Annotated in this window: 22 protein-coding genes; 3 read left to right on the forward strand and 19 right to left on the reverse strand. The window is 59.2% G+C overall.

Annotated features, from left to right (window positions below; all coding sequences use genetic code 11):
• Window positions 1–4: 4 nt before the first annotated feature.
• Window positions 5–511, reverse strand: a complete 507-nt coding sequence (locus RRU01S_RS05045; protein WP_045229164.1) for a MarR family winged helix-turn-helix transcriptional regulator — start codon at window positions 509–511, stop codon at window positions 5–7.
• Window positions 512–859: 348 nt separating this feature from the next.
• On the opposite strand from RRU01S_RS05045, the gene RRU01S_RS05050 reads away from it, so the two are divergent.
• Window positions 860–1,645 (forward strand): cyclase family protein, encoded by a 786-nt coding sequence (locus RRU01S_RS05050; RefSeq protein ID WP_045229165.1) that lies wholly within the window; start codon window positions 860–862, stop codon window positions 1,643–1,645.
• Window positions 1,646–1,790: 145 nt separating this feature from the next.
• Window positions 1,791–2,297 (forward strand): MarR family winged helix-turn-helix transcriptional regulator, encoded by a 507-nt coding sequence (locus RRU01S_RS05055; protein ID WP_045229166.1) that lies wholly within the window; start codon window positions 1,791–1,793, stop codon window positions 2,295–2,297.
• A 40-nt stretch (window positions 2,298–2,337) separates the two neighbouring features.
• Here the strand turns inward: RRU01S_RS05055 and RRU01S_RS05060 are convergent, their stop codons facing one another.
• The 16 genes from RRU01S_RS05060 to RRU01S_RS05135 all read right to left on the reverse strand — a co-directional run bounded on the left by RRU01S_RS05060 (window position 2,338) and on the right by RRU01S_RS05135 (window position 19,681).
• Complete coding sequence (locus RRU01S_RS05060) at window positions 2,338–3,120, reverse strand: SDR family NAD(P)-dependent oxidoreductase (RefSeq protein WP_045229167.1); 783 nt, start codon at window positions 3,118–3,120, stop codon at window positions 2,338–2,340.
• Between the two features lie 2 nt (window positions 3,121–3,122).
• Complete coding sequence (locus RRU01S_RS05065; protein ID WP_045229168.1) at window positions 3,123–3,971, reverse strand: fumarylacetoacetate hydrolase family protein; 849 nt, start codon at window positions 3,969–3,971, stop codon at window positions 3,123–3,125.
• Window positions 3,968–4,396: a cupin domain-containing protein gene (locus RRU01S_RS05070; protein WP_045229169.1), complete on the reverse strand. Its 429-nt coding sequence runs from the start codon at window positions 4,394–4,396 to the stop codon at window positions 3,968–3,970. The genes RRU01S_RS05065 and RRU01S_RS05070 overlap by 4 nt, the downstream gene beginning before the upstream one ends.
• A gap of 28 nt (window positions 4,397–4,424) precedes the next feature.
• Window positions 4,425–4,820, reverse strand: a complete 396-nt coding sequence (locus tag RRU01S_RS05075; RefSeq protein WP_045229606.1) for a RidA family protein — start codon at window positions 4,818–4,820, stop codon at window positions 4,425–4,427.
• Window positions 4,813–5,232 (reverse strand): acyl-CoA thioesterase, encoded by a 420-nt coding sequence (locus RRU01S_RS05080; RefSeq protein ID WP_045229170.1) that lies wholly within the window; start codon window positions 5,230–5,232, stop codon window positions 4,813–4,815. Before RRU01S_RS05080 ends, RRU01S_RS05075 begins: the two co-directional genes overlap by 8 nt.
• A 23-nt stretch (window positions 5,233–5,255) precedes the next feature.
• Complete coding sequence (locus RRU01S_RS05085) at window positions 5,256–6,041, reverse strand: SDR family NAD(P)-dependent oxidoreductase (protein ID WP_045229171.1); 786 nt, start codon at window positions 6,039–6,041, stop codon at window positions 5,256–5,258.
• Between the two features lie 7 nt (window positions 6,042–6,048).
• Window positions 6,049–8,361, reverse strand: a complete 2,313-nt coding sequence (locus RRU01S_RS05090) for a bifunctional salicylyl-CoA 5-hydroxylase/oxidoreductase (RefSeq protein ID WP_045229172.1) — start codon at window positions 8,359–8,361, stop codon at window positions 6,049–6,051.
• Window positions 8,362–8,518: 157 nt separating this feature from the next.
• A complete protein-coding gene (locus tag RRU01S_RS05095) occupies window positions 8,519–9,919 on the reverse strand; it encodes an FAD-binding oxidoreductase (protein ID WP_045229607.1) in 1,401 nt (466 codons plus the stop codon).
• Window positions 9,920–9,983: 64 nt separating this feature from the next.
• Entirely contained in the window at window positions 9,984–11,189 is a 1,206-nt protein-coding gene (locus RRU01S_RS05100) for a pyridoxal phosphate-dependent aminotransferase (RefSeq protein ID WP_045229173.1), read from the reverse strand.
• Window positions 11,190–11,237: 48 nt separating this feature from the next.
• Window positions 11,238–12,632, reverse strand: coding sequence for a M20 family metallopeptidase (locus tag RRU01S_RS05105; RefSeq protein ID WP_045229174.1), 1,395 nt, complete (start codon window positions 12,630–12,632; stop codon window positions 11,238–11,240).
• A 21-nt stretch (window positions 12,633–12,653) separates the two neighbouring features.
• On the reverse strand, window positions 12,654–13,811 hold the full coding sequence (gene argE / locus RRU01S_RS05110; RefSeq protein WP_045229175.1) for an acetylornithine deacetylase: 1,158 nt from the start codon (window positions 13,809–13,811) through the stop codon (window positions 12,654–12,656).
• Between the two features lie 248 nt (window positions 13,812–14,059).
• Entirely contained in the window at window positions 14,060–15,082 is a 1,023-nt protein-coding gene (locus RRU01S_RS05115; RefSeq protein WP_052815972.1) for an ABC transporter ATP-binding protein, read from the reverse strand.
• 4 nt (window positions 15,083–15,086) lie between these two features.
• A complete protein-coding gene (locus tag RRU01S_RS05120) occupies window positions 15,087–16,058 on the reverse strand; it encodes an ABC transporter ATP-binding protein (RefSeq protein WP_209806546.1) in 972 nt (323 codons plus the stop codon).
• A gap of 20 nt (window positions 16,059–16,078) precedes the next feature.
• Entirely contained in the window at window positions 16,079–17,002 is a 924-nt protein-coding gene (locus tag RRU01S_RS05125; protein ID WP_045229177.1) for an ABC transporter permease, read from the reverse strand.
• 3 nt (window positions 17,003–17,005) lie between these two features.
• Entirely contained in the window at window positions 17,006–17,983 is a 978-nt protein-coding gene (locus RRU01S_RS05130; protein WP_045229178.1) for an ABC transporter permease, read from the reverse strand.
• 102 nt (window positions 17,984–18,085) lie between these two features.
• Window positions 18,086–19,681 (reverse strand): ABC transporter substrate-binding protein, encoded by a 1,596-nt coding sequence (locus tag RRU01S_RS05135; protein WP_045229179.1) that lies wholly within the window; start codon window positions 19,679–19,681, stop codon window positions 18,086–18,088.
• A 118-nt stretch (window positions 19,682–19,799) separates the two neighbouring features.
• Here RRU01S_RS05135 and RRU01S_RS05140 point away from each other — a divergent pair, with 118 nt between their 5' ends.
• Window positions 19,800–20,567, forward strand: coding sequence for an IclR family transcriptional regulator (locus RRU01S_RS05140; protein ID WP_045229180.1), 768 nt, complete (start codon window positions 19,800–19,802; stop codon window positions 20,565–20,567).
• A gap of 10 nt (window positions 20,568–20,577) precedes the next feature.
• Here RRU01S_RS05140 and RRU01S_RS05145 read toward each other — a convergent pair whose 3' ends face one another.
• Window positions 20,578–21,252 carry an amino acid ABC transporter permease gene (locus RRU01S_RS05145; protein WP_045229181.1) on the reverse strand — a complete coding sequence of 225 codons (675 nt, stop codon included), beginning with the start codon at window positions 21,250–21,252 and terminating at the stop codon, window positions 20,578–20,580.
• A gap of 163 nt (window positions 21,253–21,415) precedes the next feature.
• Complete coding sequence (locus RRU01S_RS05150) at window positions 21,416–22,213, reverse strand: ABC transporter substrate-binding protein (protein WP_045229609.1); 798 nt, start codon at window positions 22,211–22,213, stop codon at window positions 21,416–21,418.
• Between the last annotated feature and the right edge of the window lie 150 nt (window positions 22,214–22,363).

Genomic DNA, 22,363 nt, shown 5'->3' on the forward strand with positions numbered 1-22,363 from the left:
CCGACTAGATCTCGTCTCTTTCGTCGCCAGAAAGGTGATTGCGTGCAGACTGCTTGACCTGACCGACGTGGGTCAGGAGGCCGGAAATGACGATGGGATCGACGTCACCCATCATGTCCTCAAGCCAGCTGCCATGCGCCTCTGCCATCGCTTCGAAGGTCGTGCGGCCCTTCTCCGTCAGGCAGGCGACGATGACGCGGCGGTCATCGGCCGGTCTTTCGCGGACCACGAGGCCGTCGATTTCCAGTCGCTCTACCAAGCCGGTAATGTTGCCATTCGTCACCATGGTACGCTTGGAAAGCTCGCCAAGGCGCAGGCCCTCGGGCTCGCGATAGAGCTGCGAGAGCAGGTCGAATTGCGGCAGCGTTGCCCCGAATTCGCGGCGCAAACGGCGGCGGATTTCCTGGGAGATCAGCTTGGTGGTGGACAGCAAGCGCAGCCAGAGGCGAAGCTCCTGCTTCTTGCCCTCCTGCGTCTCGTTCATGATAATTTCGAGATCAATCGCCGACATAAACCTATCCCTTGCAAGCCACCACGTCCCGAACATTATCCATTGCAATCACGGCAATATGTTTGAACGTTCGAAGAATAAGGCCAATATCAGCACAAAGGAAAATTGGCCAGTAAAAGCCATAGGGACCGGCATCATCTGTTTGCTCGTACGTCGTCCGCTCATCCGCAAGCAATTTTCACAGGGCATTGGATGGCTTGAAGAGGCTCACGACCTTAAATAATTTAAGCTTCAACAAAATTCTTGCGCAATCGATTTTTTGCCCATACGCTCCCTTCCATCATTCGCATCCGCCTGTTGCAGCACCGATAACGTGTTCGAACAGCGCGATAAAAAGGGGAACATGGAATGACAGATACATCCACCATTTCGGCACTCGCAACCGGCCTGCTGACGGGCTCCATCAAGGTCGTGGATCTGACTGCGCCACTGGGACCTGACACGCCCGTGCTTTATCTGCCGCCACAGTTCGGCAAGAACACGCCGAATGTGAAGGTTCACACCATTTCCGCCTATGATCAGGACGGACCGTTCTGGGCCTGGAACTGGCTGGAACTGGGCGAGCATACCGGCACCCACTTCGATGCGCCAAGCCACTGGATCACCGGCAAGGACAATCCGTCCAACACCACAGATACCATCGCGCCACAGAACTTCGTAGCGCCCGTGAACGTCATCGACCGCTCGAAGGAATCGGCTGAAAATCCAGATTATCTGCTGACCGTTGACAGCATCAAGGAATGGGAAGCCGAACACGGCGAGATCGAAGCTGGCACATGGGTGCTGCTGCGCACCGATTGGTACAAGCGCAACGGCTCGACGGAAACCTTCCTGAATGCCGATGAAAATGGTCCTCATTCTCCCGGCCCGACGGCGGAAGCCATCGAGTATCTACTGTCGAAGGGCATCATCGGCTGGGGCCAGGAAACCATCGGCACGGATGCCGGTTCTGCCGGTGGCATGACCCCGCCGTTCCCAGCGCACAACCTGATGCACAAGGCCAACAAATATGGTCTGGCCAGCCTGTGCCATCTGGATCAGCTGCCGCCCAAGGGCGCTATTCTGATCGCTGCACCGCTCAAACTCGTAAAAGGCACGGGCTCACCTGTGCGCGCTCTTGCTCTGATCGTCTGAGACGATACAAAGCCAATGGCCTTGTCGTGTGGGCAAGGCCATTGGCGCACCACGTTTCCACAGAAGCGAGTTCGATCCGCTTCTGTGAAAACCAGAGACGCCCTTGGCGAAGGCTGCCTTCTGAAATGATGTAAGGACGACAAGTATGGAAAACGGATTTTCCGGCGCGGTTCTCGAAAACCCCGGTAAACAGGAGAGCCGGATTCCAAGCCTTGGCGAAATCGGCCTGAACAATTTCGCGCCCTATATCATGAACCGGATCATGGCCCGGTGGAATGCCAATCTTTCGGAAGATTTGAAGGCCCGAGATATTACCACCGTCAAGATGCGGGCGCTTGCCGTGCTGAATGTTTCCGCGTCGCTGACGATCAACGAGTTGTCTATCTACACGGTCATCGAACAGTCGACCATGAGCCGGACAGTTGACGCTCTCGAAGAGCAGGGACTTATCAGGCGCACGCCCAGACCGGATGATATGCGGGTTCGAGATGTGACCATCACGGACGAGGGCAGGGCGATGTTCGAGGACGTCTGGCCGATCATGTATGATGATCTGCGCCGCATGTTCAAAGATATCGACGACGACGAATATCGCGTCTTCCTCGGCACGCTTCACAAAATTCTCAAGAATATTCGCAGGCACGATATTTGAGGTAAACCGGCGGGAGCTTGCATCTCCCGCCAGCCATATTTCAATTTGGGAAAATATTCGTCTGGGCTGCGACGCGCCGATAGGCGGCGCCTGCGGTAAAGCCGCCATCGATGACAAAGTCTTCGCCGGTCATGAAGCTGGATGCGTCGGAGGCGAGGAAAAGGACGAGCTCCGCAATCTCTTCCGGTTTTCCGCTGCGCTTCATCGGCGTCATCTCGATCATCGGCTTTAGATGCGGGCTGCTGGCGTTGAGGCCGGTGACGACGAGACCGGGGCAGACGGCGTTGACGCGGATGTTCTTGGAAACCAGCTCCATAGCCGCACTGCGGGTCAGGCCGCGCAGACCCCATTTGCTGGCGGTATAGGCCGGGTCGTAGTGGCCGGAAAAGCCGCTATTGGAGGAGATGTTGATGATGGAACCGCCGCCACCTTCCGCCATGCGGTCGGTGACCGCCTGTATGCCGAGAAATGCGCCGGTCAGGTTGACCTTCAGCACCCGTTCCCATGCTTCCAGACCTGTCGTCGCAACCGTCGAGCGGTTGATGATGCCCGCATTGTTGACGAGAATGTCGATGCGGCCCTTCCATTCGGTGGCCAGAGCGATGACGCCCGCCCAGCTTTCGGGATCGGTGACATCGAGATGGATGAAACGGGCTTCAAACCCGTCATCCTGCAAGGCCTGCGCCAGGGCGCGACCTTCCTCGTCCAGCACATCGGCGATGATGACGGTAGCACCCTTGGAGGCAAACAGTCGCGCTTCGGCTTCGCCCTGTCCGCGCGCACCGCCGGTGACGATGGCCAGACGGCCCTTGAGATCGCTCATGATTAAGCCCTCGCCGTAATGGTGGTCTGGCGCTGTTCGCCAAGGCCTTCGATGCCGAGCGTCATGACCTGACCGGGCTGAAGGAAGACCGGCGTTGGCTTGATGCCCATGCCGACGCCCGGTGGCGTGCCGGTGGCGATGACGTCGCCCGGCATCAGCGTCATGAACTGGCTGATATAGCTGACGAGATGGGCGACACCGAAGATCATGGTGGAGGTGTTGCCGGTCTGGCGGCGCTGGCCGTCGACATCGAGCCACAGCGCCAGGTTCTGCGGGTCCGCAACCTCATCACGGGTCACCAGCCATGGGCCGATGGGACCAAAGGTGTCATGGCTCTTGCCCTTGGTCCACTGCCCGCCGCGTTCCGACTGGAAGGCGCGCTCGGACACGTCGTTGACCACGCAATAACCGGCGATATGGGACAACGCATCGGCTTCGCTGACATATTTGGCGCGTTTGCCGATGACCACGCCAAGCTCGACCTCCCAGTCGGTCTTGGCGGAGGTGCGGGGTATTTCGACATCGTCATTGGGACCGACCACAGCAGTCGTTGCCTTCATGAACAGGATCGGCTCGGGGGGCGGCTCCTTGCCGGTCTCCTTGGCATGGTCGGCATAGTTCAGCCCGACGCAGATGAACTTGCCGACATTGCCGACGCAGGCACCGACGCGATCAGCGGAAACGACCGGCAGGCTTGCCGGATCGATGGTGCGGATGCGGTTCAATGCTTCGTCACCCAGCGTTTCGTCTGCGATATCAGTGATGATACCTGAGAGATCGCGCAATGTGCCATCGTCAGCCAGAAGGGCTGGCTTTTCAGCGCCAAGCGCGCCTAGTCTCAACAGTTTCATTCTGCTCTCCTGAAGCCAACCAATACGCTGTCGTCAACGTCGGGCAGATTGACGACGATGTTGTCGGGCGTGCGGGTCGTCAGCCAGACCAGTTCTTCCGTCGTGGACATGTTGACTTCGATATGTGGCCAGTTCGGTGGCACGAAGATGAAGTCGCCCTCTTCCATGTCGAGAAACTCTTGCCAGTTCTCGCCGAAATAGATGCGCGCCTTGCCATTTAGCACGTAACCGCCGGTTTCGGCCTCTCCATGGTGATGGGGAAAGGAACGATAGCCGGGGTCGTTGGAGACCTTGCCGAACCAGATTTTGGTGGCGGGTGTATGCTGCGGGCTGACGCCGGAAATGCGCACGCAACCGCCGGACTGGCCGGTGCCGGTATCTTCCTCGCCCTTGCGGGTAATCACGGGCATGACTTTGCTGGTCATCGAATTCTCCTCCTCTTTGAACTTGAAATCAGTCCGGCACGACGGCAAGCGACTGGATCTCGATCTTGGCGCGGTCTTCCATCAACGCCACGACCTGCACGGCGGCCATAGGCGGAAAGTGACGACCGATGATCTCGCGGTAGACCGCACCGATTTCCCGCATGCGGGATTTGTAGGCTTCGCGATCGGTGAAATACCATGTCATCTGAATGAGATGCTCAGGCTTGGCATTGGCCGCTTCCAGCACGCTGACGATGTTCAAAAGCGTCTGGCGCACCTGATCGACAAAGTCATCGGAATGGAACTGGCAATGCGCATCCCAGCCGATCTGACCGCCGACCTGAACGATGCGGCCACGGGCGCTGATACCGTTGGAATAGCCGATGGGCTTTGCCCAACCGTCCGGTTGGATGATTTCATGCATCATGTCTTGGCTCCAGATAACGTGTCAGGCCTGCGCGAATGTCGTCGGGCCAGGGATGGGATTTATGGTCTTCAAGCGACGTCATCACGATGCGCTGGCTCACCGTCCAGATGATGTCACCGCGCACCGTGACGATGGTTTCCAGATCGAGCGAGGCGCGACCGATGGAGCGCACATGGACGGCAAAATCCAGCACATCGCCGTAGACGGCGGGCTTTTTGAATTCGAGGTTCATGGTCACGGTCGGCAAGCCCAGCTTGCGCTCGAACATGATCTCTTTCCAGGTCACGCCAAAGGAAGCGAACATCGCCTCGTTGACATCGACCAGCATGGATAGATAGGCCGGATGGTAGGCGATCCCGGTGAGGTCGCAATCGCCAAAACGCATCGGCTTGGAGTGGGTATAGGGCATATGTCCTCTCGCTTCTTTCTCGCTCAACCAGCCATGATTTCGCCACCGGCAACCGCAATGGCTTGGCCCGTGATGGAACCAGCCCCCGGTGAGGCGAGCCACAACACGGTATCGGCCACTTCCTGCGGCTGGATCAGGCGTCCTTGCGGGTTTGACTTGGTGAACTCGGCCAAGGCGTGATCGCGGCTGCGGCCGGTCTTTTCCATGATGGTCTCCAGCGAACGCTGAATGATCGGCGTATCGGTAAAGCCAGGGCAGACGGCGTTGACCGTCACGCCCTTTTTGGCCAGTTCCAGCGCCAATGCGCGGGTCATGCCGATGACGCCATGCTTGGCGGCGCAATAGGCGGAGACATAGGCGTAACCCGTCAGACCCGCCGTGGAGGCGATGTTGATGATGCGCGCGCCTGCGCCATGAGTTTTCAGATCGGCAAGCGTTGCCTGCGTGACGTTGAAAACGCCGGTCAGATCGACTGACAGCACATGGCTCCACATGTCGAGCGTGGTCTTCTCGAAGGAGGCACTCGGCGCTTCCCCGGCATTGTTGACGAGAATAGAGACCGGCCCGAATATTGCTCGCGCCGTCTCCATGCCCTTGGCAATCGCGTCCGGCTGGGTGACATCGAAACCATCGAGAACCAGAAAGTTACCACCGATGGCAGCAGCCACATCCTCTAGTGGCTGGCGACGGCGACCGGCCAACGTGACTTTCGCTCCGGCCTTGGCCAGCGTCATGGCAATCGCCGCACCGATGCCGCTTCCGGCACCAGTCACCAGCGCATGGCGACCTTCGAGGGTCTGCGTTACCATGCCGACCTCACTTTGCCGCCGCTGCGCGGTCGAGGTTGGCTTCGTATTGCGCTTTCGCCGACATATATTGCTTCGGCCACGCCACGGATTTCAGGCCGATCTTGGCCGCCTCATGCAAAGCCCAGGATGGATCGGCAAGATGCGGACGAGCCACCGCACATAGATCGGCACGACCTGCCGAGATGATGGAGTTGGCGTGGTCGGCCTCCGAGATCGCACCGACGGCGATTGTCGGAATGCCGATTTCGTTGCGGATCTTGTCCGAGAATGGCGTCTGGAACAGACGGCCATAGACGGGCTTTTCTTCCTTGGACACCTGACCGGACGAGCAGTCGATCAGGTCCGCACCCGCATTCTTGAACATTTGAGCATAGATGGCCGCATCCTCCGGTGTGTTGCCGCCCTCGGCCCAGTCATGGCAGGACAGGCGAACCGATATCGGCTTGTCCTCGGGCCAGGCTGCACGCACCGCGGCAAAGACTTCCAGCGGATAGCGCGCCATGTTTTCGTGGCTGCCACCATATTCGTCGTCACGCAGATTGGTGAGCGGCGACAGGAAGCTGGACAGCAGATAACCGTGGGCGCAGTGCAGTTCCAGCCAGTCCGCGCCGGTTTCAGCCGCACGCTTGGTTGCGGCAACGAAATCGGCCTTGACGCGGTCCATATCGGCCCGGTCCATCGCCTCGGGAACGACACTGTGTTTCAGATAGGGTATGGCTGACGCCGAGAACAGCGGCCAAGCACCGGTTTCCAGCGGCTGGTCGATGCCTTCCCAGGCCAGTTTCGTCGCACCCTTGCGCCCGGCATGACCCAGCTGAATGCCGACCTTGGCGGCGCTGTTGGCATGGGCAAAATCCACGAAGCGTTTCCAACCGGCAATCTGCTCGTCGTTCCACAGCCCAAGGCAACCGGGGGTGATGCGGGCATCGGGCGATACGCAGGTCATTTCGGCAAAGACGAGACCGGCGCCACCCATGGCGCGCGCGCCCAGATGCACCATGTGGAAGTCGTCTATCAAACCATCGGTCGCCGAATACATCGCCATGGGCGACACGACGATGCGGTTGGCAAGGGTGGTGCCGCGCAGCGTATAGGGCGTGAACATCGGCGGCAGGCACCGCTCATTGTCCTTCACCTGAAGACCGGATTGCTGGGCAAACCAATGTTCGTAGCCTTCCAGCCAATCCTTGTCGCGCAGGCGCAGGTTTTCGTGGCTGATGCGCTGCGAGCGAGTCAGCATGGAATACATGAACTGTTCGGGCGGAAGCGTATCGGCATAACGCTGGCCCACCACTTCGAACCATTCCATCGCATTGCGCGCCGCATTTTGAATACGGGCCACATCGACGCGGCGAATATCCTCATAGGTTTTCAGAACATCCGGAATGCTGTCCTTGCCATGACCGGCCTTGTTGAACTGGTTGGCCAGTTCGATGGCGTCATCGATGGCAAGCTTGGTACCGGAGCCGATGGCAAAATGGGCGGTGTGAGCGGCGTCGCCCATCAGCACCACGTGGGAGTTGCCGTTGAAATGGCTCCACTTGCCGCAGATCAACCGGGTAAAGTTGAGCCACGCGCTGCCGCGCATGTGGCGCGCGTTGGTCATCAGCTCCGAACCCTCAAGCGTCTCGGCAAACAGGTCCTGGCAGAAATCGATGGATTGCTGCTGGTCCATCTCACCGAGGCCGTGGGCCTGATAGGACTCTTCCGTCGTCTCGATGATGAAGGTCGAAGTGTTCTCATCGAACTTGTAGATATGCGCCTGGAACCAGCCGTGATCCGTCTTGCGGAAATCGAAGGTGAAGGCGTCGAACAGCTTGTTGGTGCCAAGCCAGATGTAACGGTTTGGCCGTACCACGAGATCAGGCTCGAAAATCTCTTGATACTTGTTGCGGATTTTGGAGTTGAGACCATCCGACACGATCAGCAGATCGGCGTCAGGATAATCCAGATCACTTTGAACTTCGGTCTCAAACACAAGCTCGACACCCAGCGCTTCGCAGCGTGCCTGAAGAATGTTGAGCAGCTTCTTGCGACCGATGCCGACAAAACCGTGGCCGGTGGTGCGCTGGCGCGTGCCCTTGAACAGGACCTCGATGTCGTCCCAGTGGTTGAACGCCTGCTGGATTTCGTCAGCACTGTCCTTATCCCAGACCTGCATCGACGCCATGGTCTGATCGGAAAAGACGACGCCCCAGCCGAACGTGTCATAGGGACGGTTGCGCTCCACCACCGTCACCTGGTGCTCGGGATGCAGCTTCTTCATCAACAGTGCGAAATACAGTCCCGCAGGACCTCCACCAACACAGACGATACGCATGTGACCCTCCACGGTTTTCGACTAAAGCGTCGAGGCAGATATTTATTTGAAGGTTAAAGTAAGTTTGTCGCTCGCTCTTGTCAACAAAAACACAATCGATTTCATTAAATAGTTTATGTTTAAACTAATTTGGTTAGATGCCTAAACGGACGATGCGTTAGGGAGGAGGGTAGTCGAACACTTTGCCCGGGTTCATGATGCCGTTGGGGTCGAGCGCACGCTTGATCGTTACCATTAGGGCCAGTTCCTCCGGGGTGCGGGAAAGGTTCAGATAGGGCTTCTTCAACAGACCGATGCCGTGTTCGGCAGAGATGGTGCCGCCTCTGGCCGCAACGAAATTGAAGACCAGTTCGGTAATCTCCTTGTATGGCTGTTGCTGCCCGGCAGAGGGAATGTTGCAGACGAAATGCAGGTTGCTGTCGCCGATATGGCCGTAGCTCAGACCGATTACATCCGGCCAGCGGTGCTGGACCGCAGCTTCGATTTCATCCACGAGTTCGCCTGCTGCACTGGTTGGCACGCCGACATCAAAGGCTGTCATTGGGCCCATCAACTTGCCATATTCCGACACGCTTTCGCGCACGGCCCAGAGAGACTGAGCCTCTCGCTCAGACGATGGCAGGATAGCGTCGGACACGCAGCCCGCTTCGAGCGCCTCTCCAAGCAGTTCCTCCAGAGACGTGCGATTATCATCGGCATCGCGACCCGCCGCTTCGATCAGCACATAGATACCGTGCGGTTGGTTGAAGGCGCGGCGCAGATGCGGCAGGTTGCCGGTCATGAAATCGTAAAAGCTCGGCCACATGACTTCGAACGAGGTCAGCGCAGAACCGAGCCGCTGGCGTGCACTCTTGAGCAATTCAAGCATCGAGGGAAAATCCGGGCAACCGCAGAAGGCGCTCGCCAGATCGGCTGGCTTTGCCTGAAGCCGCAGGACGGCACGGGTGATGATGCCGAGTGTTCCTTCCGAGCCGATGAACATGTGCTTGAGATCATAGCCCGCATTGTTCTTCAGCATCTTGTTGAGCGACGTGACGATGGTGCCATCCGGCAGAACGGCCTCCAACCCAAGCACATGCTCCCGCGCCATGCCGAAGCGAATGACGCGGTTGCCCCCGGCATTGGTGGCCAGGTTGCCGCCGATGACGCAGCTGTCGCGGGCGCCGAGATCGAGACCGAGGAAAAGGCCAGCATGCTCGGCAGCTTTCTGTGCGGCACCCAGTGGCACTCCCGCCTGGACGGTCATGGTTGCCATGACCATATCGATCTCTTCGATTGCATTCATCCGGTCGAGCGACAACGCCACGCCGCCTTCGATGGGTCGCGCACCACCTGCAAGGCCCGTCAGGCCACCTTGCGGCGTGACGGGAATCTTGAACTGATTGCAGAGTTTGAGCGTCTGCGACACCTGTGTCGTGGTTCGCGGGCGAACCAGCGCCAATGGCACAACGGGCGTCATCCCGGACCAATCCGTGTGAAACCGGGCCGGGATGTCCGAACCGAACGCCACGTCGGAGCCGAGTTCGGCTTTCAGGTTTTCCAGAAAATCACTCGCCATGGCCACTCTTCCCTCCGGTCTGCTTGGCTTGGCCACGCGCAACGCAGCCAAGCCTTTGGTCTCGTCAACGCAATGCTTCGACCATGCGTTCTACGGCGGTCTTCAGGCGCGCATGATCGCGGAACACGCAGAGCCGGATGAAGCCATTGGACGTTTCGCCGAAGAGGTGGCCGGGGGCGAGTCCGACGCGAGCCTTTTCGAGGATCATGGTGCAGGCTTCACGGGCATCCGGCACGCCATCAAGGCTGAAGAAGGCATACATGCCGCCTTGCGGCTTTTCGGGCAGGATGATGGAATTGATCTGCGACAGGCCATCATAGACGATATCCAAACCGGTTTTCACACGGTCGCGAATGTCGGCCACGAGTGGCTCACCTTGCTCGATGGCAGCCACCGCCCCTGCCTGAATGATGGGAGACGTGCCGCTATTGATATATTGCGTCATCGCCGCCACCTGATCTGCCACGCTTTTCGGGTGGGTCAGCCAGCCCACGCGCCAGCCGGTCATGGCCCAGGCCTTGGAGAAGCTGTTGATGGTGATGACGCGATCTTCCTCATCGGAGATGGGCAGCATGGAGGGCGCGACATTGCCCTTGAAATAAAGCCGTCCATAGACCTCGTCCGAGATGATCCAGATGCCGGTGCGGCGGCTGAATTCTAAGAGCGCCGCCATTTCTTCTGCCGTCGCCGTCCAGCCCGTTGGGTTGGCAGGGGTGGAAAGGAAGATGGCGCGGGTGCGCGCGTCGCATGAGGCAAACAGCTTGTCCAGATCCAGATGCCAGCCATTGTCATAATCAAGTGAGACAGGGCGCGGCTCGGCACCCAGCAAATGAATGGCGTTGTGAATATTGGGCCATTGCGGCGCGACATAGACGACATTCGTGCCGACCTCGGCAATCAGCGCCAGGGCGATGTAAAGCGCCTGCATACCGCCCGGCGCGACGGTGGTGCAGGCCAGATCGATAGTGCGCCCGTGCAGCTTCGACTGGTACTCGCCGAGTGCGGCCTTCAGCTTGTTGGTACCGCGCATATCCGGCACATAAAAGGTCTCGCCGTCATCCAGCGCCTTCTTGGCGGCTTCACGGATGAAGGACGGCGTGACCATATCGCCTTCGCCATACCAGAGCGCAATGACGTCTTCGAGCTTGGCTGCCCGCACCGCAAGGGCCGCGATATTTTCGGTGTGCAGATCCTTGATCTGGTCCCGGATGCCGCTGAAAGCGGTCAATGCGCGGTTCTTCGCCGCAATCTGACTGTCCATGAAAGACATGTTGGTTCTCCCTTTCGTGACGTGTCCCCGTTTCATCGGGGAATGTGGTTATGGGTTTGGTTGTCCCAGATCGTGATAAAGCCCGGCCATGATCGCGAGGCCTTCGCGCACGATGCTGACGGGCAGATGTTCGTTGGCAGCGTGTTGCAGGCAGCCAGGGTAGGAATGCGGAATCCAAACCGTCGGCAGGCCAAGCTGATCCGAGAAGATGTTGTTGGGCAGGGAGCCGCCGAGATTGGGCAGGATGGCGGGTGGCGTGCCGACCGTCTTTTCGATGGAGGCAGCGACGCGGCGCACCCAGGGATGATCCGGGTCAAGACGGCTGGCCGGAAAGATCGCGTCGGATGGATCGGTGACGATGACCCGGTCATAGCCCGCTTCCTTCAATACGTGCCGAACAGCCGGGACCACAGCCGCATAATCGACATTGACTGGAAAGCGCAGCTGCATGCGCGCGCGCGCCTTTGGCGGAATGGCGTAAAGAGGCTGGGCTAGATTGCCGCATTCCATTTCCATCACCTCGAAGGACGACCAGGCGAAGACTTTTTCTTCAGACGTCAGCCCCGGTTCGCCCCACCATTCCTCGATGGAAGGATCGCCCGCTGTCGGCGCGATATGGCAGCGCGTGAGTGCGGCGCGCACGTTTTCAGGAATATGGCCGGGCGTCATTTCCGGCACCTTGATCTGGCCGGTGCGGCTGACGAGTTCGGTTATGGCGTGGCAAAGCTCGATGCCCGGGTTGGCCAGAAGGCCGCCCCAGTTGCCGGAATGCTGGAAGTCTTCGCGGGCGTTGACCTCCATGTGGAAGGATAGGCCACCGCGTGCGCCGAGAAAGATCGTCGGTTGATTGAGTGCCAATCGCGGGCCGTCAGACGCGATCAGCACATCTGCCTTCAGCAGATCGCGATTGCGTTCGCAGACGGTATCAAGACCCGGTGAGCCGGACTCTTCACCCATTTCGATGAGGTATTTGAGGTTGAAGCCAAGGGAGCCACGAGCCGCAAGCACGGCCTCGATGGCCGCCATGTTGATCGAATGCTGGCCCTTGTTGTCGGCGGTGCCGCGCCCATACCAGTTGCCGTCGCGCTCGGTCATCTCGAAAGGTGTGAGGCCCTGCGCCCACTGCCCATCCAGACCGGCGACGACATCGCCGTGGCCATATTGCAGGATCGTGAGGAAATCAGGATTTTCGATGCGCTGCGCCAACAGGAACGGACCGGGTGCTGCATCATCAAGCAATAGGGTCGTCGTGAAACCCATGCGCTCGAAATGCGGCTGCATTTCTTCGTTCAGATAGCGTTCGAGATCGGCCTTGCGCTCCTTGAGACGGCTGGCCGACTGGATAGCCACACGGCGGCGCATGGTGGCCTCGAAAGAGCCGTCCGAGAGCTGATCGAGTGCCTTGGCAATGGCATTCTCGCGCGATGACAGGGTCTGGTTCATGCTTCGGTCCTTATTTTGAGATTACGCATGGCAGCAGCTTTCGCCGAGACGGTCGAGAAAGGCCACGCAGCGTTCCAGTTCAGAGATTTCGATGCCTTCATCCGGCTGGTGCGCGTCGGCAATATCGCCTGGACCGACGACGAAGGACGGCGTGCCTGCCAGCTGGAAGATACCGGCCTCGGTGCCGTAGGAGACGTAGCGCGGCGACGGCTTATTCAGGAGATCGAGCACCTTGCGTGTCAACGTTTCGGCTTCGGGTTTGAGGCCGGGTATCCGGGCCTGAACCTCGATGCTGATGCCGCACTCCGGGTCCACCGCTTTCATGGCGGGTTCGATGACATCGGATGCGTAACGCTTGATGCGGTCAAGAACCGCATAATCGTCCTCGCCCGGAATGATCCGCATCTCCCAGAAGAAGTCGCAGGCCTCGGCCACAATGTTACCATGTAGCCCACCTTTGATCTGGTTGACCTGAATGGTGGAATAGGGTGGATCAAGGCCCTCAAATTGCGGTCCGCTGCGCATATCGGCGTGGATTTTATTGATCTCGGAAATCAACTCGGCAGCGGCCATCACCGCATTGACGTAGCGATCCGGCTGCGAGGAGTGCCCAGGTTTGCCGCGCAAGCGCGCCCAGCCGATGAGGCCGCCTTTGTGGGCGGAGACGACATCCATGGCCGTTGCTTCACCGATAATGGCCATTTGCGGCGCAAACCCGCTTTTGCCGATCCACTCGGCCATGGAGCCCACGCCGGTGCAGCCCACTTCCTCATCGTAGGAGAAAGCTAGATGGACAGGGCGTTTCAAGGGTCGCGCAGCGATTGCGGGCAAGGCCGTCAGGCAACAAGCTAGAAAGCCTTTCATATCGGTCGCGCCTCGTCCGATGACTCGCGAACCTGTCTGACGTAGTACCCAGGGATCGCCACTCCACGCTTGGCCAGCCACGGGAACGACGTCGGTGTGGCCGCTGAAGACAATGCCGCCGGGGGCGTCCGGGCCAATCGAGACCAAAAGATTTGCCTTGTCACCTTCCGCATTGGGAAAGCGGCGCAGCCTTGCGCCGAAGGGCGCAACGGCTGTTTCGAGATGGTCCAGCAAAGCGAGGTTGGAAACGGCGCTGACGGTTGGGAAAGCGACGAGGTCTGCGAGGTGGCGGGTGACGTCAGTGGGGGTGGACATCGGTTCCCCTCGCTGAAAAACTTACGCGATTGAGCGTTTTGATGTGCCGCTTACCCGCCTCTGTCCTGCCGGACATCTCCCCCACAAGGGGGGAGATCGACTCGCGGCAGCCTGTCGGCCATCTCGTAGGTCGATAAATCGGTGATGTCGGTGCGTCTTGCCGATCTCCCCACCTGTGGGGGAGATGCCCGGCAGGGCAGAGGGGGGTACCCCACGCTCCAGCATCCATTGCCGAAAACAAATGCCCATCAGACAACATCAGACAACTCCTTCGCCTTGAAATCCTCAGCGAAATGGCAAGCCGCAAACCGATTGGTATCGGTCTGCCGCAGCGCCGGGCTGTCATTCGAGCAAAGAGGCCTCGCAATCACGCAGCGTGGATGGAAATGGCACCCCGATGGCGGGTTGAGCGGGGATGGCATTTCGCCCTTGATGGCTGTGAAAACCCGCTTCTTCGGCTCCAGCGTCGGAATTTCCTTCAGCAGCGCGCGCGTATAGGGGTGGTGCGGGTTGGCGAAGAGCGTTTCGGTTTCCGCCAGCTCAACAATGCGGCCGAGATACATGACGGCGATGCGGTCGCAGAAGTTTTCGATCATGCCGAGATCGTGGCTGACGAAGATATAGGTGAGATCCAGATCCTTCTTCAACTCGACGAAGAGGTTGAGAATTTGGGCCTGAATGGACACGTCGAGTGCAGCGGTCGACTCGTCACAGACGAGAATGCGTGGCTTGACGGCCAGCGCCCGCGCGATACCGATACGGGCCCGCTGGCCACCGGAAAACTGGTGCGGATAGAGATCGCGGCTGGCGGGGTCCAGACCGACGCGCTTCATGATGTCGCTGACGTAAGTCGTCATTTCGCTGGCGCGGATGATGCCGTGAAAGACAGCGGCTTCCCCAATCGTTTCCATCACCCGCTTGCGTGGGTTGAGAGATGCGGTCGCGTCCTGAAACACCATCTGGACGGAAAGGCTTGCCTTGCGGCGCTCCGCCTCGGACATGGTCGCAAAGTCGCGGCCCTCCAGCAGGATTTTCCCCTGGGATGGAGCCAGAATGCCCGAGATGATGCGGGCGAGCGTGGATTTGCCACAGCCGGATTCGCCGACGAGGCCGACGATTTCGCCGGGGCTGACATCGAGATTGATGCAATCGACGGCGCGTACGACCTGCTCGGAATTCTTGCGGGTCACGAAATCGACGATGCGCTGGGCAAAATCCGGCGTGCCGCGAAACTGGCGCGAGACGGCGTCGAGTTTAAGGATGGGCTGCATGGTCTCAAGCCTCCTGTCGCGGATGATGGCAGCGTGCAAAGCGGCCGGAGGGATCGGTGACGACGGGCGGAAGTGTCGTCGTACAGATCTCCGTGTGGGCGGCACAGCGCGGGTGGAAGGCGCAACCTGTGGGCATATTGCCAAGACTTGGCGTGGAGCCCGGAATTTGCGCCAGCGGTTGGCCGCGCTTGTTCTGGCTGGGCACCGATGCGATGAGACCAGCGGTGTAATGGTGGCGCGGCGCGGTCAGCACCTCGGCCACCGTTCCGGTCTCGACGATGCGACCGGCATACATGACGGCGATGCGGTCTGCGAGACCGGCGACCACCGAAAGGTCGTGGGTGATCCACACCAGTGCAGTCCCGTTTTCAGCCGCCAGCCGCTGCACCTCACCCAGAATTTGAGCCTGAATGGTGACATCAAGCGCCGTCGTCGGCTCATCGGCAATCAGCACCGCTGGACGATGCAACAGCGCAATGGCAATGGCCACGCGCTGGCGCATGCCACCGGAAAACTGGTGCGGGTATGCTTCCAGTCGAGATTCCGGCGAAGGAATGCCGACGGCTTTCAAGGCCTCGATGGCACGCGCGCGGGCCGCCGCTTTCGAGACTTTCTCATGCGCGTTGATCGCTTCGATGATCTGCGTATCGATGCGCAACACCGGGTTCAGTGTTGAGATCGGGTCCTGAAAGATCATCGCGATGCGGTTGCCGCGCAGGCCGCGCATGGCACTATCGCTGATGTCGGCAATGCTGCGACCTTCAAGGATCACCCCACCGGCGGAAATCTTGCCGGGCTCATCGATCAGCCCCATAGTGGCCAAACCTGTCACGGATTTGCCGGAGCCGGATTCGCCCACCACCCCCAGCACCTCGCCGGGATTGACGTGGAAACTGACATCGTTGACCGCCGTCACCACGCCCTTGCGGGTGTGGAAGGTGACGCTGAGGTTCTCGACTGACAGAGCAGGTGTCATCATTTTCGTTTGTACCTGCATCATTGGACGAACCTCGGGTTGAGCACGGCCCGCAGGCGATCACCGACCAGATTGATGGCGACGACGATGAGGACGAGGGCGACGCCCGGATAGGTCGAGACCCAGTAATTGCCTGACAGCAGGAAGTCATAGCCGGAGGCGATTAGCATTCCGAGCGACGGCTGCGTCACAGGGACGCCAACGCCGAGGAAGGACAGTGTCGATTCCAGCGTGATGGCGTGGGCCACCTGAACCGTTGAAACGACGATGAGCGGCGGAATGCAGTTCGGCAGCATGTGGCGAACGAGGATACGCCACTGCGAAATCTCAAGACAGCGGGCGGCGGCGATGTAATCCTTGTTCTTTTCGACCAAGGCCGAACCGCGCACCGTTCTGGCATAATAGGCCCATTGCACGAAGACGAGGGACAGGATGACCTTGTCCAGACCGCGCCCGAAGACCGTCAGAAGTACCAGCGCAATCAGGATCGAGGGAAAGGAAAGCTGCAAATCGACGATGCGCATCACCAGCGCATCAAAACGTCCGCCAATATAGGCCGAGAGGACTCCAACCAGTGCCCCGATGATGCTGGCAATGACCACCGAAGCGATGCCGACGCCGAGCGAAACGCGCATGCCGTACATGATGGCCGAGAGCATGTCGCGGCCTTGATCATCGGTTCCGAGCCATGCGGTCATGCCGGTTCCAAGGGTCGAACCCGGTGGCAGCATGTTGTCCATGATGTCGAGTTGCATGAGATCATAAGGGTTCTGCGGCGCGATCAGTGGTGCGAAGATTGCGACGAAAGCCAGGACCAGAAGAATGGTCAGCCCGATCACGGCTTCCGTGCTGGAAACGAGATCGCGCAGTTGCCGCAGCAACAGCTTTTCGCCCTTGGAGGTGGTTGCCGGGAGAGGTGGCGTGGTGGCGTCTATGTTGCTCATGGCTTACTCGCTTGTCCCGCCGAGCCGGACGCGCGGATCAAGCGCGACATACAGCAGATCGACGATGAAATTGATGACGACGAAGATCACCGTGGTGACCATGAGGTAGGCGACGACAACGGGCCTATCGAGCCGGTTGATCGATTCAATCAGCAGCTTGCCCATGCCGGGGAAGGCAAAGACCGTTTCGATGACGACGGTAAAGGCGATCATCGCGCCGAACTCCATGCCGAGGATGGTCACGACCGGGATCATCATGTTCTTCAACAGATGCAGCCGGATGATGCGGAAGCGGCCAAGGCCCTTGGCGCGGGCAAAACGGATATATTCCTGCGTCACGACTTCGCGGGTTCCAGCCTCACACAGCCTGACGACGAGCGACGCCTTGTAGAGCGCAAGTGTGAGCGATGGCAGGATGAGATGGCGCAGACCTTCCCAGGTGAAGATCGACAGCTGCATTCCAAGTACGGTGGTGGTGGGTCCGCGCCCGCCTGCGGGCAACCAGCCCAGATAGACCGAGAAGAACAGGATCATCATCAGGCCGATCCAGAAATTCGGCAGGGAGAAGCCGAAGATCGAGGTGGACATAATGGCGCGCGCCGCAATCGACTTTGGCCGCAGGCCGGCAATGACACCGAGGGGCACGCCGATGAGGACCGAGAAGGTGAGCGCCAGAACTGCAAGCTCCAGCGTTGCCGGCAACCGCTCTCCGATTACCGACAGCGCCGATTTGCCGTAGACGAAGGAGGACCCGAGGTCACCATGCAGAGCATTGGTGATGAAGCTGACGAATTGCACCGGCAAGGGCTGGTCGAGGCCGAAGCGGGCGGCAAGAGCTGCGCGCTCGGCCTGATCCGCATCGGGGCTGGCCAGCATGTCCACCGGACTGCCGAGAGCGAAGACCGCGAGAAAGACGAGAACCGCCATGGTGAAAAGCACCAGGCAGGATTGTCCCAACCTGCGTATGAGATATGCTACCATCTGTTCGACCACCGAAATAGCTGACGCAGGGCGCTGTGGCGCACCGCATGATTATATTTGGGGAGGGCGAACCGGCGTAAGGCCGATCCGCCGTGATACAGCTTACTGTGCGGGCTCGAAGCTGAGCGCCGAGGTGCGTTCATCCATGCGCGGAATGATCTTGGTGCCCTTCTTGGCCGCCCAGGTCATGCCCTGGAAATAAAGCGGCACGATCGGCATGTCGTCATTGACGGTATGGACTGCCGCCTTCAGCATATCGTTGCGCTTGGCGTCATCCATCTCCGATGTCAGCGCCACCAGCTGTTCGGTGAGTGCCGGATTGCAATAATGGCTCCAGTTCACCACACCCCAGCCGCGGGCCTTGTCGGGACACGCCACCATCATTCGGATGCCGGAGGAAGCTTCGGCAGTCTGAACGCCCCAGCCCATCATGACGGCTGAGAACTCGCCCTTGTTGCCCTTGGTATTGATGGCAGAGAAGGGCACAGCGTCGACATCGGTGCGAATACCGATACGCGTCAGCATCTGGGCAATGGCCTGCGCCACGCGCTCATCGTTCAAAAGGCGGTTGTTCGGCGTGCCGAGCGTCAGACGGAAACCATCGGGATAACCGGCATCGGCCAGCAGCTTTTTGGCGGCGGCTTGGTCGAAGGGTACATTCTCCAATGCAGGATCAAAGCCCAGCATCTGATCGGTGGAGAGATTGTTGGTCGGATAGGCAAGGCCCATCATCAAACGGTCACTGATCGCCTTGCGGTCGATGGCCATGTTGATGGCTTTGCGCACGCGCACATCCGTCAGCGGGTTTTTGGCAATGGCGGAACCATCCGCAGCCTTTACGCCCGGTGAGCTATCACGACCGCTATCGAGGAAAAGGAAGATCAGGCGGTGTGTCTTCTTGGCGCTGTAGACCAGATCGGGATTGGCTTTGACCTTTTCGATGTCAGGTGTCGGCACATTTTCGATGGCGTTGACATCGCCAGACAGCAGAGCCGTCATGCGGCTACCGTCATTGGGCATGAAGCGGATGGTGACGTTGTCCCAGGCCGGTTTGCCACCCCAGTAGTCATCGAAGCGGGTCATGACGACGCGGTCGTCAGGTGTGTATTTCACAAACTTGTATGGCCCGGTGCCGATCATATGCTCAGGCGTCGCGAATTTCTCGCTGGTAATACCTTCGCTCGCCTTCTTGCTGACGATGAACACCGAGGTGAGGTCGGCGGGCAGCAAAGGATAAGGCGTCTTGGTGATCAGCCGGATGGTGTGCGGGTCCACCACTTCGGTCTTGGTGATGGCGCGTGTGTAGATCGCGAAGCTGGACGGGCTGTTTTCAATCGTGTTGGGGCGCTGGAGAGACCAGGCGACGTCTTCGGCGGTGAAATCGCTGCCGTCCTGAAACTTGGCGGGGCGCAGTTTGAATTCCCAGGTCAGGTCGTCGATCTTCGTCCAGGATTCGGCCAGATTGGGGATGATCCGGCTATCGGGGTCCATCTGGGTCAGGGTCTCGAACATGTTGCGCGAGACGGCAATGTTCTGGCTCGCATTGTGGAATTGCGGGTCCATGGATGTCGCCGACGAGCTGTAGGCGAGATTGAGGTCTTCGGCCCACACATTGGCGGCAGGCACAAGTGCCGAAAGCGTGAGAGCGGCGGCAAAGCGGCGTATTGATGAATAGGGCAGTTTCGCTGAAGCGTGCATTGTCTGTTCCCTTTATTGATTGATGGAATTCTTTTATGTCTCTTGTAGTGGACATATGATCCCTATAAGATAGTTTAGGGTTATAATTTCGGCGATGTCAACAGGGAGATATGTGCAAATGCATGTGAGGGCGCGGGGGACAGATCGGCTGCTGGACGTGCTGGAACTGGTGGCGGCACAGCAGCAACCAGCCACGCGCAACGCCATAGCAGCCATGCTCGGCGCACCGCGATCCACGGTTTACAGCATCATCGATACGTTGATGGAGCGAGGATTTCTGGACCAGACGGAGCAGGACGGTTTGATCGTGCCGGGCAGACAGTGCGGACTTCTAGGGCAGGTCTATGACCGCAGCGCACCGCTGGCCCGTCAGGCTAAAGAGGTTATCCGAAACCTTGCCCAAAGCACCCGCGAAGTCTGCGAGCTCGATCTGCTGCACGACTGGAAGCAGTTGATTATGATATCCATTTCCGGTCGCGGCCATGGGTATCGTACAGCGGTCGAGGGCTCTCGTTTCCCGCTGCCGTCCACCGCCGCCGCCCGCTTTTTGCTGGATGGTTACAGCGCAGCCGACCTGGAGCGTTCTATCCCGTCAGAGGATTTTACCTCGCTGACCGGCACCGTCTCGTCACCCGCCCAGCTTCACCGGGAGGTCGAGCTTGCGCGCGCGCAGGGTTATTGGGTGACACGTGCGCTGGTCGATCCCTATGTCGCCTGCGTCACGGCACCCGTTCGCGACCGGCAGGGGCGCTGCATCGCGTCGATCTGCCTTGTCGTCGCCTTGCAGGATATCGACAAGCGTGAGGCTGAATATATTTCTGCCACAACGGCGGCGGCGGCGGAGCTCAGCCGCCACTGCGCGATTCTGGAGAACCCGACTTTCTAGCAAGTGGTGCTTAGCGCACCTTTTCCCGACTGAATTTCTTTTCCAGCATGCCGACCAGACGCACCATCGGCCACAAAAACGCGATGTAGATCAGTGCCGCCCCGATGAGCGGCGTCGGGTTGGCGTAAAGGGCCTGCGCATCCAGCCCTTCCTTCATCAGTTCCGCCAGCGCCACCGTCGATGCGAGCGAGGTATCCTTGAACATCGACACGCAATTGTTCGTGGCCGGCGGAATGACGACCCGCACCGCCTGCGGCAGGATGACTTTGCGCAAGGTGACCAGAAACGGCAGACCGAGCGCGGCAGCGGCCTCGAACTGCCCGGATGGAATGCCCTCGATGCCTGAGCGGAACACCTCGGCCATATAGGCTGCCATCACAAGCGCAAACGCAAGGATTGCGCAGGTCCAGGATGACATGCGAATGCCGATGAATGGTAGGGCGAAGTAGATCAGCATCAGCACGACCAGCATGGGCGCGGCGCGGAAGATGTCGATATAGAACACCGCCAGATAGCGCACCGGTTTAGGCCCATAGAGCCGCAGGAGACCGATGATCAGCCCTGCCGGTATGCCAAGGCCGATCCCTGCAAGGCCCAGCAGAAACGTGTTGAGCAGACCCCGCAGCAATGCCGGAAAGGCGCTGCCCAGGATTTCGGCGTTGAAGAAGGTGTCGAGGATGGTCATATCCGTAAGCCTCTGAAACATGCCACCCCGAGGCGCTGTCGCGTGAGGTCAAGACATGGGAATGGGCGCCCGATCAACGTCAGGCAGCCGTCATGGTACGATTGACGTCGGCAAGATGCCGATCATGATCGGCATCGACGGTTTCTGGATTGGGTCGTGATGCTCAAGGCTGCGGTATGGGCATTTCGACGGCAGAGGCCGAACCAGCAGCAGGCTCGCTACCGAACCACTTCTTGTGAATGGCGGCCAGCGTCCCGTCCTTCTTCATCGCGGTAATCGCATCATTGGCCTTTCCCAGAAGCGGATGGTTCTTGGCCATCATCAGCCCATATTGCTCGCCGGTCTTGATGCGAACCTTGACCGCAAGATCCTTCATTTTGAGGAAGGCGTATTCCATGCCGGGGATGTCACTGACGGCAGCGTCGGCGCGACCAGCCGACATGTCCATCAGCATATCCTGTTGAGCGTTGTAGCTCTTGATATCGCTGATGCCATATTTTTCCTTGTTTTCCTTTGCCCACTTATCGCCGGTGGAGCCCGCCAGCACGCCGACCACGGCACCCTTCAAATCCTCGGGAGTGGCAATCTTGCTTTCCTTGCGGGTCGCGATACCCATGTCGGCATCATAATAGGGTTGCGTGAAAGACTGGCTGCCCAGACGTTCCTTGGTAATGGTGATCGATGATATCGCGACATCGATGCGCCGCGAGGCGGTGGCGGCAAACAGTGCCTGGAACCCGAAATCGGAGACTTCCAGCGTCATGTCGAGGCGCTTTGCGACTTCGGCTGCGATATCGACCTCGAAGCCTTCGAAGGTGCCGCTGGCATTCTTGTATTCGAACGGCGGATTGCTGGGGTAAGCGCCCGCCACGAGTGCGGCCGCAGATGCAAGGCCTGCACTTGCAACAGAGACGGCGGCAGTGACCGCAATACCCATGAAAGCGCGGCGGAAGACGGATATGGTCATGAAGCAGTTCCCTCTGTTTTCGTAACCAGCAGCGTTTCCGGGCCGGATCGAATATTCATTTTTATGGTCCTCGGTGATCGCTCTTCGCAAGGATCGTCTGGAATGGTGAGGCAAAATTCAGCGGGATTCAAGTGGAAAGATTTA

The organism is Agrobacterium rubi TR3 = NBRC 13261 (assembly GCF_000739935.1).
Taxonomy (GTDB): Bacteria; Pseudomonadota; Alphaproteobacteria; order Rhizobiales; family Rhizobiaceae; genus Agrobacterium; species Agrobacterium rubi.

What these genes read in the sequence shown, in the direction of transcription:
- RRU01S_RS05045 (WP_045229164.1), bottom strand. Translation starts at nt 511, where the DNA reads ATGTCGGCGATTGATCTCGAAATTATCATGAACGAGACGCAGGAGGGC.
- RRU01S_RS05050 (WP_045229165.1), top strand. Translation starts at nt 860, where the DNA reads ATGACAGATACATCCACCATTTCGGCACTCGCAACCGGCCTGCTGACG.
- RRU01S_RS05055 (WP_045229166.1), top strand. Translation starts at nt 1,791, where the DNA reads ATGGAAAACGGATTTTCCGGCGCGGTTCTCGAAAACCCCGGTAAACAG.
- RRU01S_RS05060 (WP_045229167.1), bottom strand. Translation starts at nt 3,120, where the DNA reads ATGAGCGATCTCAAGGGCCGTCTGGCCATCGTCACCGGCGGTGCGCGC.
- RRU01S_RS05065 (WP_045229168.1), bottom strand. Translation starts at nt 3,971, where the DNA reads ATGAAACTGTTGAGACTAGGCGCGCTTGGCGCTGAAAAGCCAGCCCTT.
- RRU01S_RS05070 (WP_045229169.1), bottom strand. Translation starts at nt 4,396, where the DNA reads ATGACCAGCAAAGTCATGCCCGTGATTACCCGCAAGGGCGAGGAAGAT.
- RRU01S_RS05075 (WP_045229606.1), bottom strand. Translation starts at nt 4,820, where the DNA reads ATGCATGAAATCATCCAACCGGACGGTTGGGCAAAGCCCATCGGCTAT.
- RRU01S_RS05080 (WP_045229170.1), bottom strand. Translation starts at nt 5,232, where the DNA reads ATGCCCTATACCCACTCCAAGCCGATGCGTTTTGGCGATTGCGACCTC.
- RRU01S_RS05085 (WP_045229171.1), bottom strand. Translation starts at nt 6,041, where the DNA reads ATGGTAACGCAGACCCTCGAAGGTCGCCATGCGCTGGTGACTGGTGCC.
- RRU01S_RS05090 (WP_045229172.1), bottom strand. Translation starts at nt 8,361, where the DNA reads ATGCGTATCGTCTGTGTTGGTGGAGGTCCTGCGGGACTGTATTTCGCA.
- RRU01S_RS05095 (WP_045229607.1), bottom strand. Translation starts at nt 9,919, where the DNA reads ATGGCGAGTGATTTTCTGGAAAACCTGAAAGCCGAACTCGGCTCCGAC.
- RRU01S_RS05100 (WP_045229173.1), bottom strand. Translation starts at nt 11,189, where the DNA reads ATGTCTTTCATGGACAGTCAGATTGCGGCGAAGAACCGCGCATTGACC.
- RRU01S_RS05105 (WP_045229174.1), bottom strand. Translation starts at nt 12,632, where the DNA reads ATGAACCAGACCCTGTCATCGCGCGAGAATGCCATTGCCAAGGCACTC.
- argE (WP_045229175.1), bottom strand. Translation starts at nt 13,811, where the DNA reads ATGTCCACCCCCACTGACGTCACCCGCCACCTCGCAGACCTCGTCGCT.
- RRU01S_RS05115 (WP_052815972.1), bottom strand. Translation starts at nt 15,082, where the DNA reads ATGCAGCCCATCCTTAAACTCGACGCCGTCTCGCGCCAGTTTCGCGGC.
- RRU01S_RS05120 (WP_209806546.1), bottom strand. Translation starts at nt 16,058, where the DNA reads ATGACACCTGCTCTGTCAGTCGAGAACCTCAGCGTCACCTTCCACACC.
- RRU01S_RS05125 (WP_045229177.1), bottom strand. Translation starts at nt 17,002, where the DNA reads ATGAGCAACATAGACGCCACCACGCCACCTCTCCCGGCAACCACCTCC.
- RRU01S_RS05130 (WP_045229178.1), bottom strand. Translation starts at nt 17,983, where the DNA reads ATGGTAGCATATCTCATACGCAGGTTGGGACAATCCTGCCTGGTGCTT.
- RRU01S_RS05135 (WP_045229179.1), bottom strand. Translation starts at nt 19,681, where the DNA reads ATGCACGCTTCAGCGAAACTGCCCTATTCATCAATACGCCGCTTTGCC.
- RRU01S_RS05140 (WP_045229180.1), top strand. Translation starts at nt 19,800, where the DNA reads ATGCATGTGAGGGCGCGGGGGACAGATCGGCTGCTGGACGTGCTGGAA.
- RRU01S_RS05145 (WP_045229181.1), bottom strand. Translation starts at nt 21,252, where the DNA reads ATGACCATCCTCGACACCTTCTTCAACGCCGAAATCCTGGGCAGCGCC.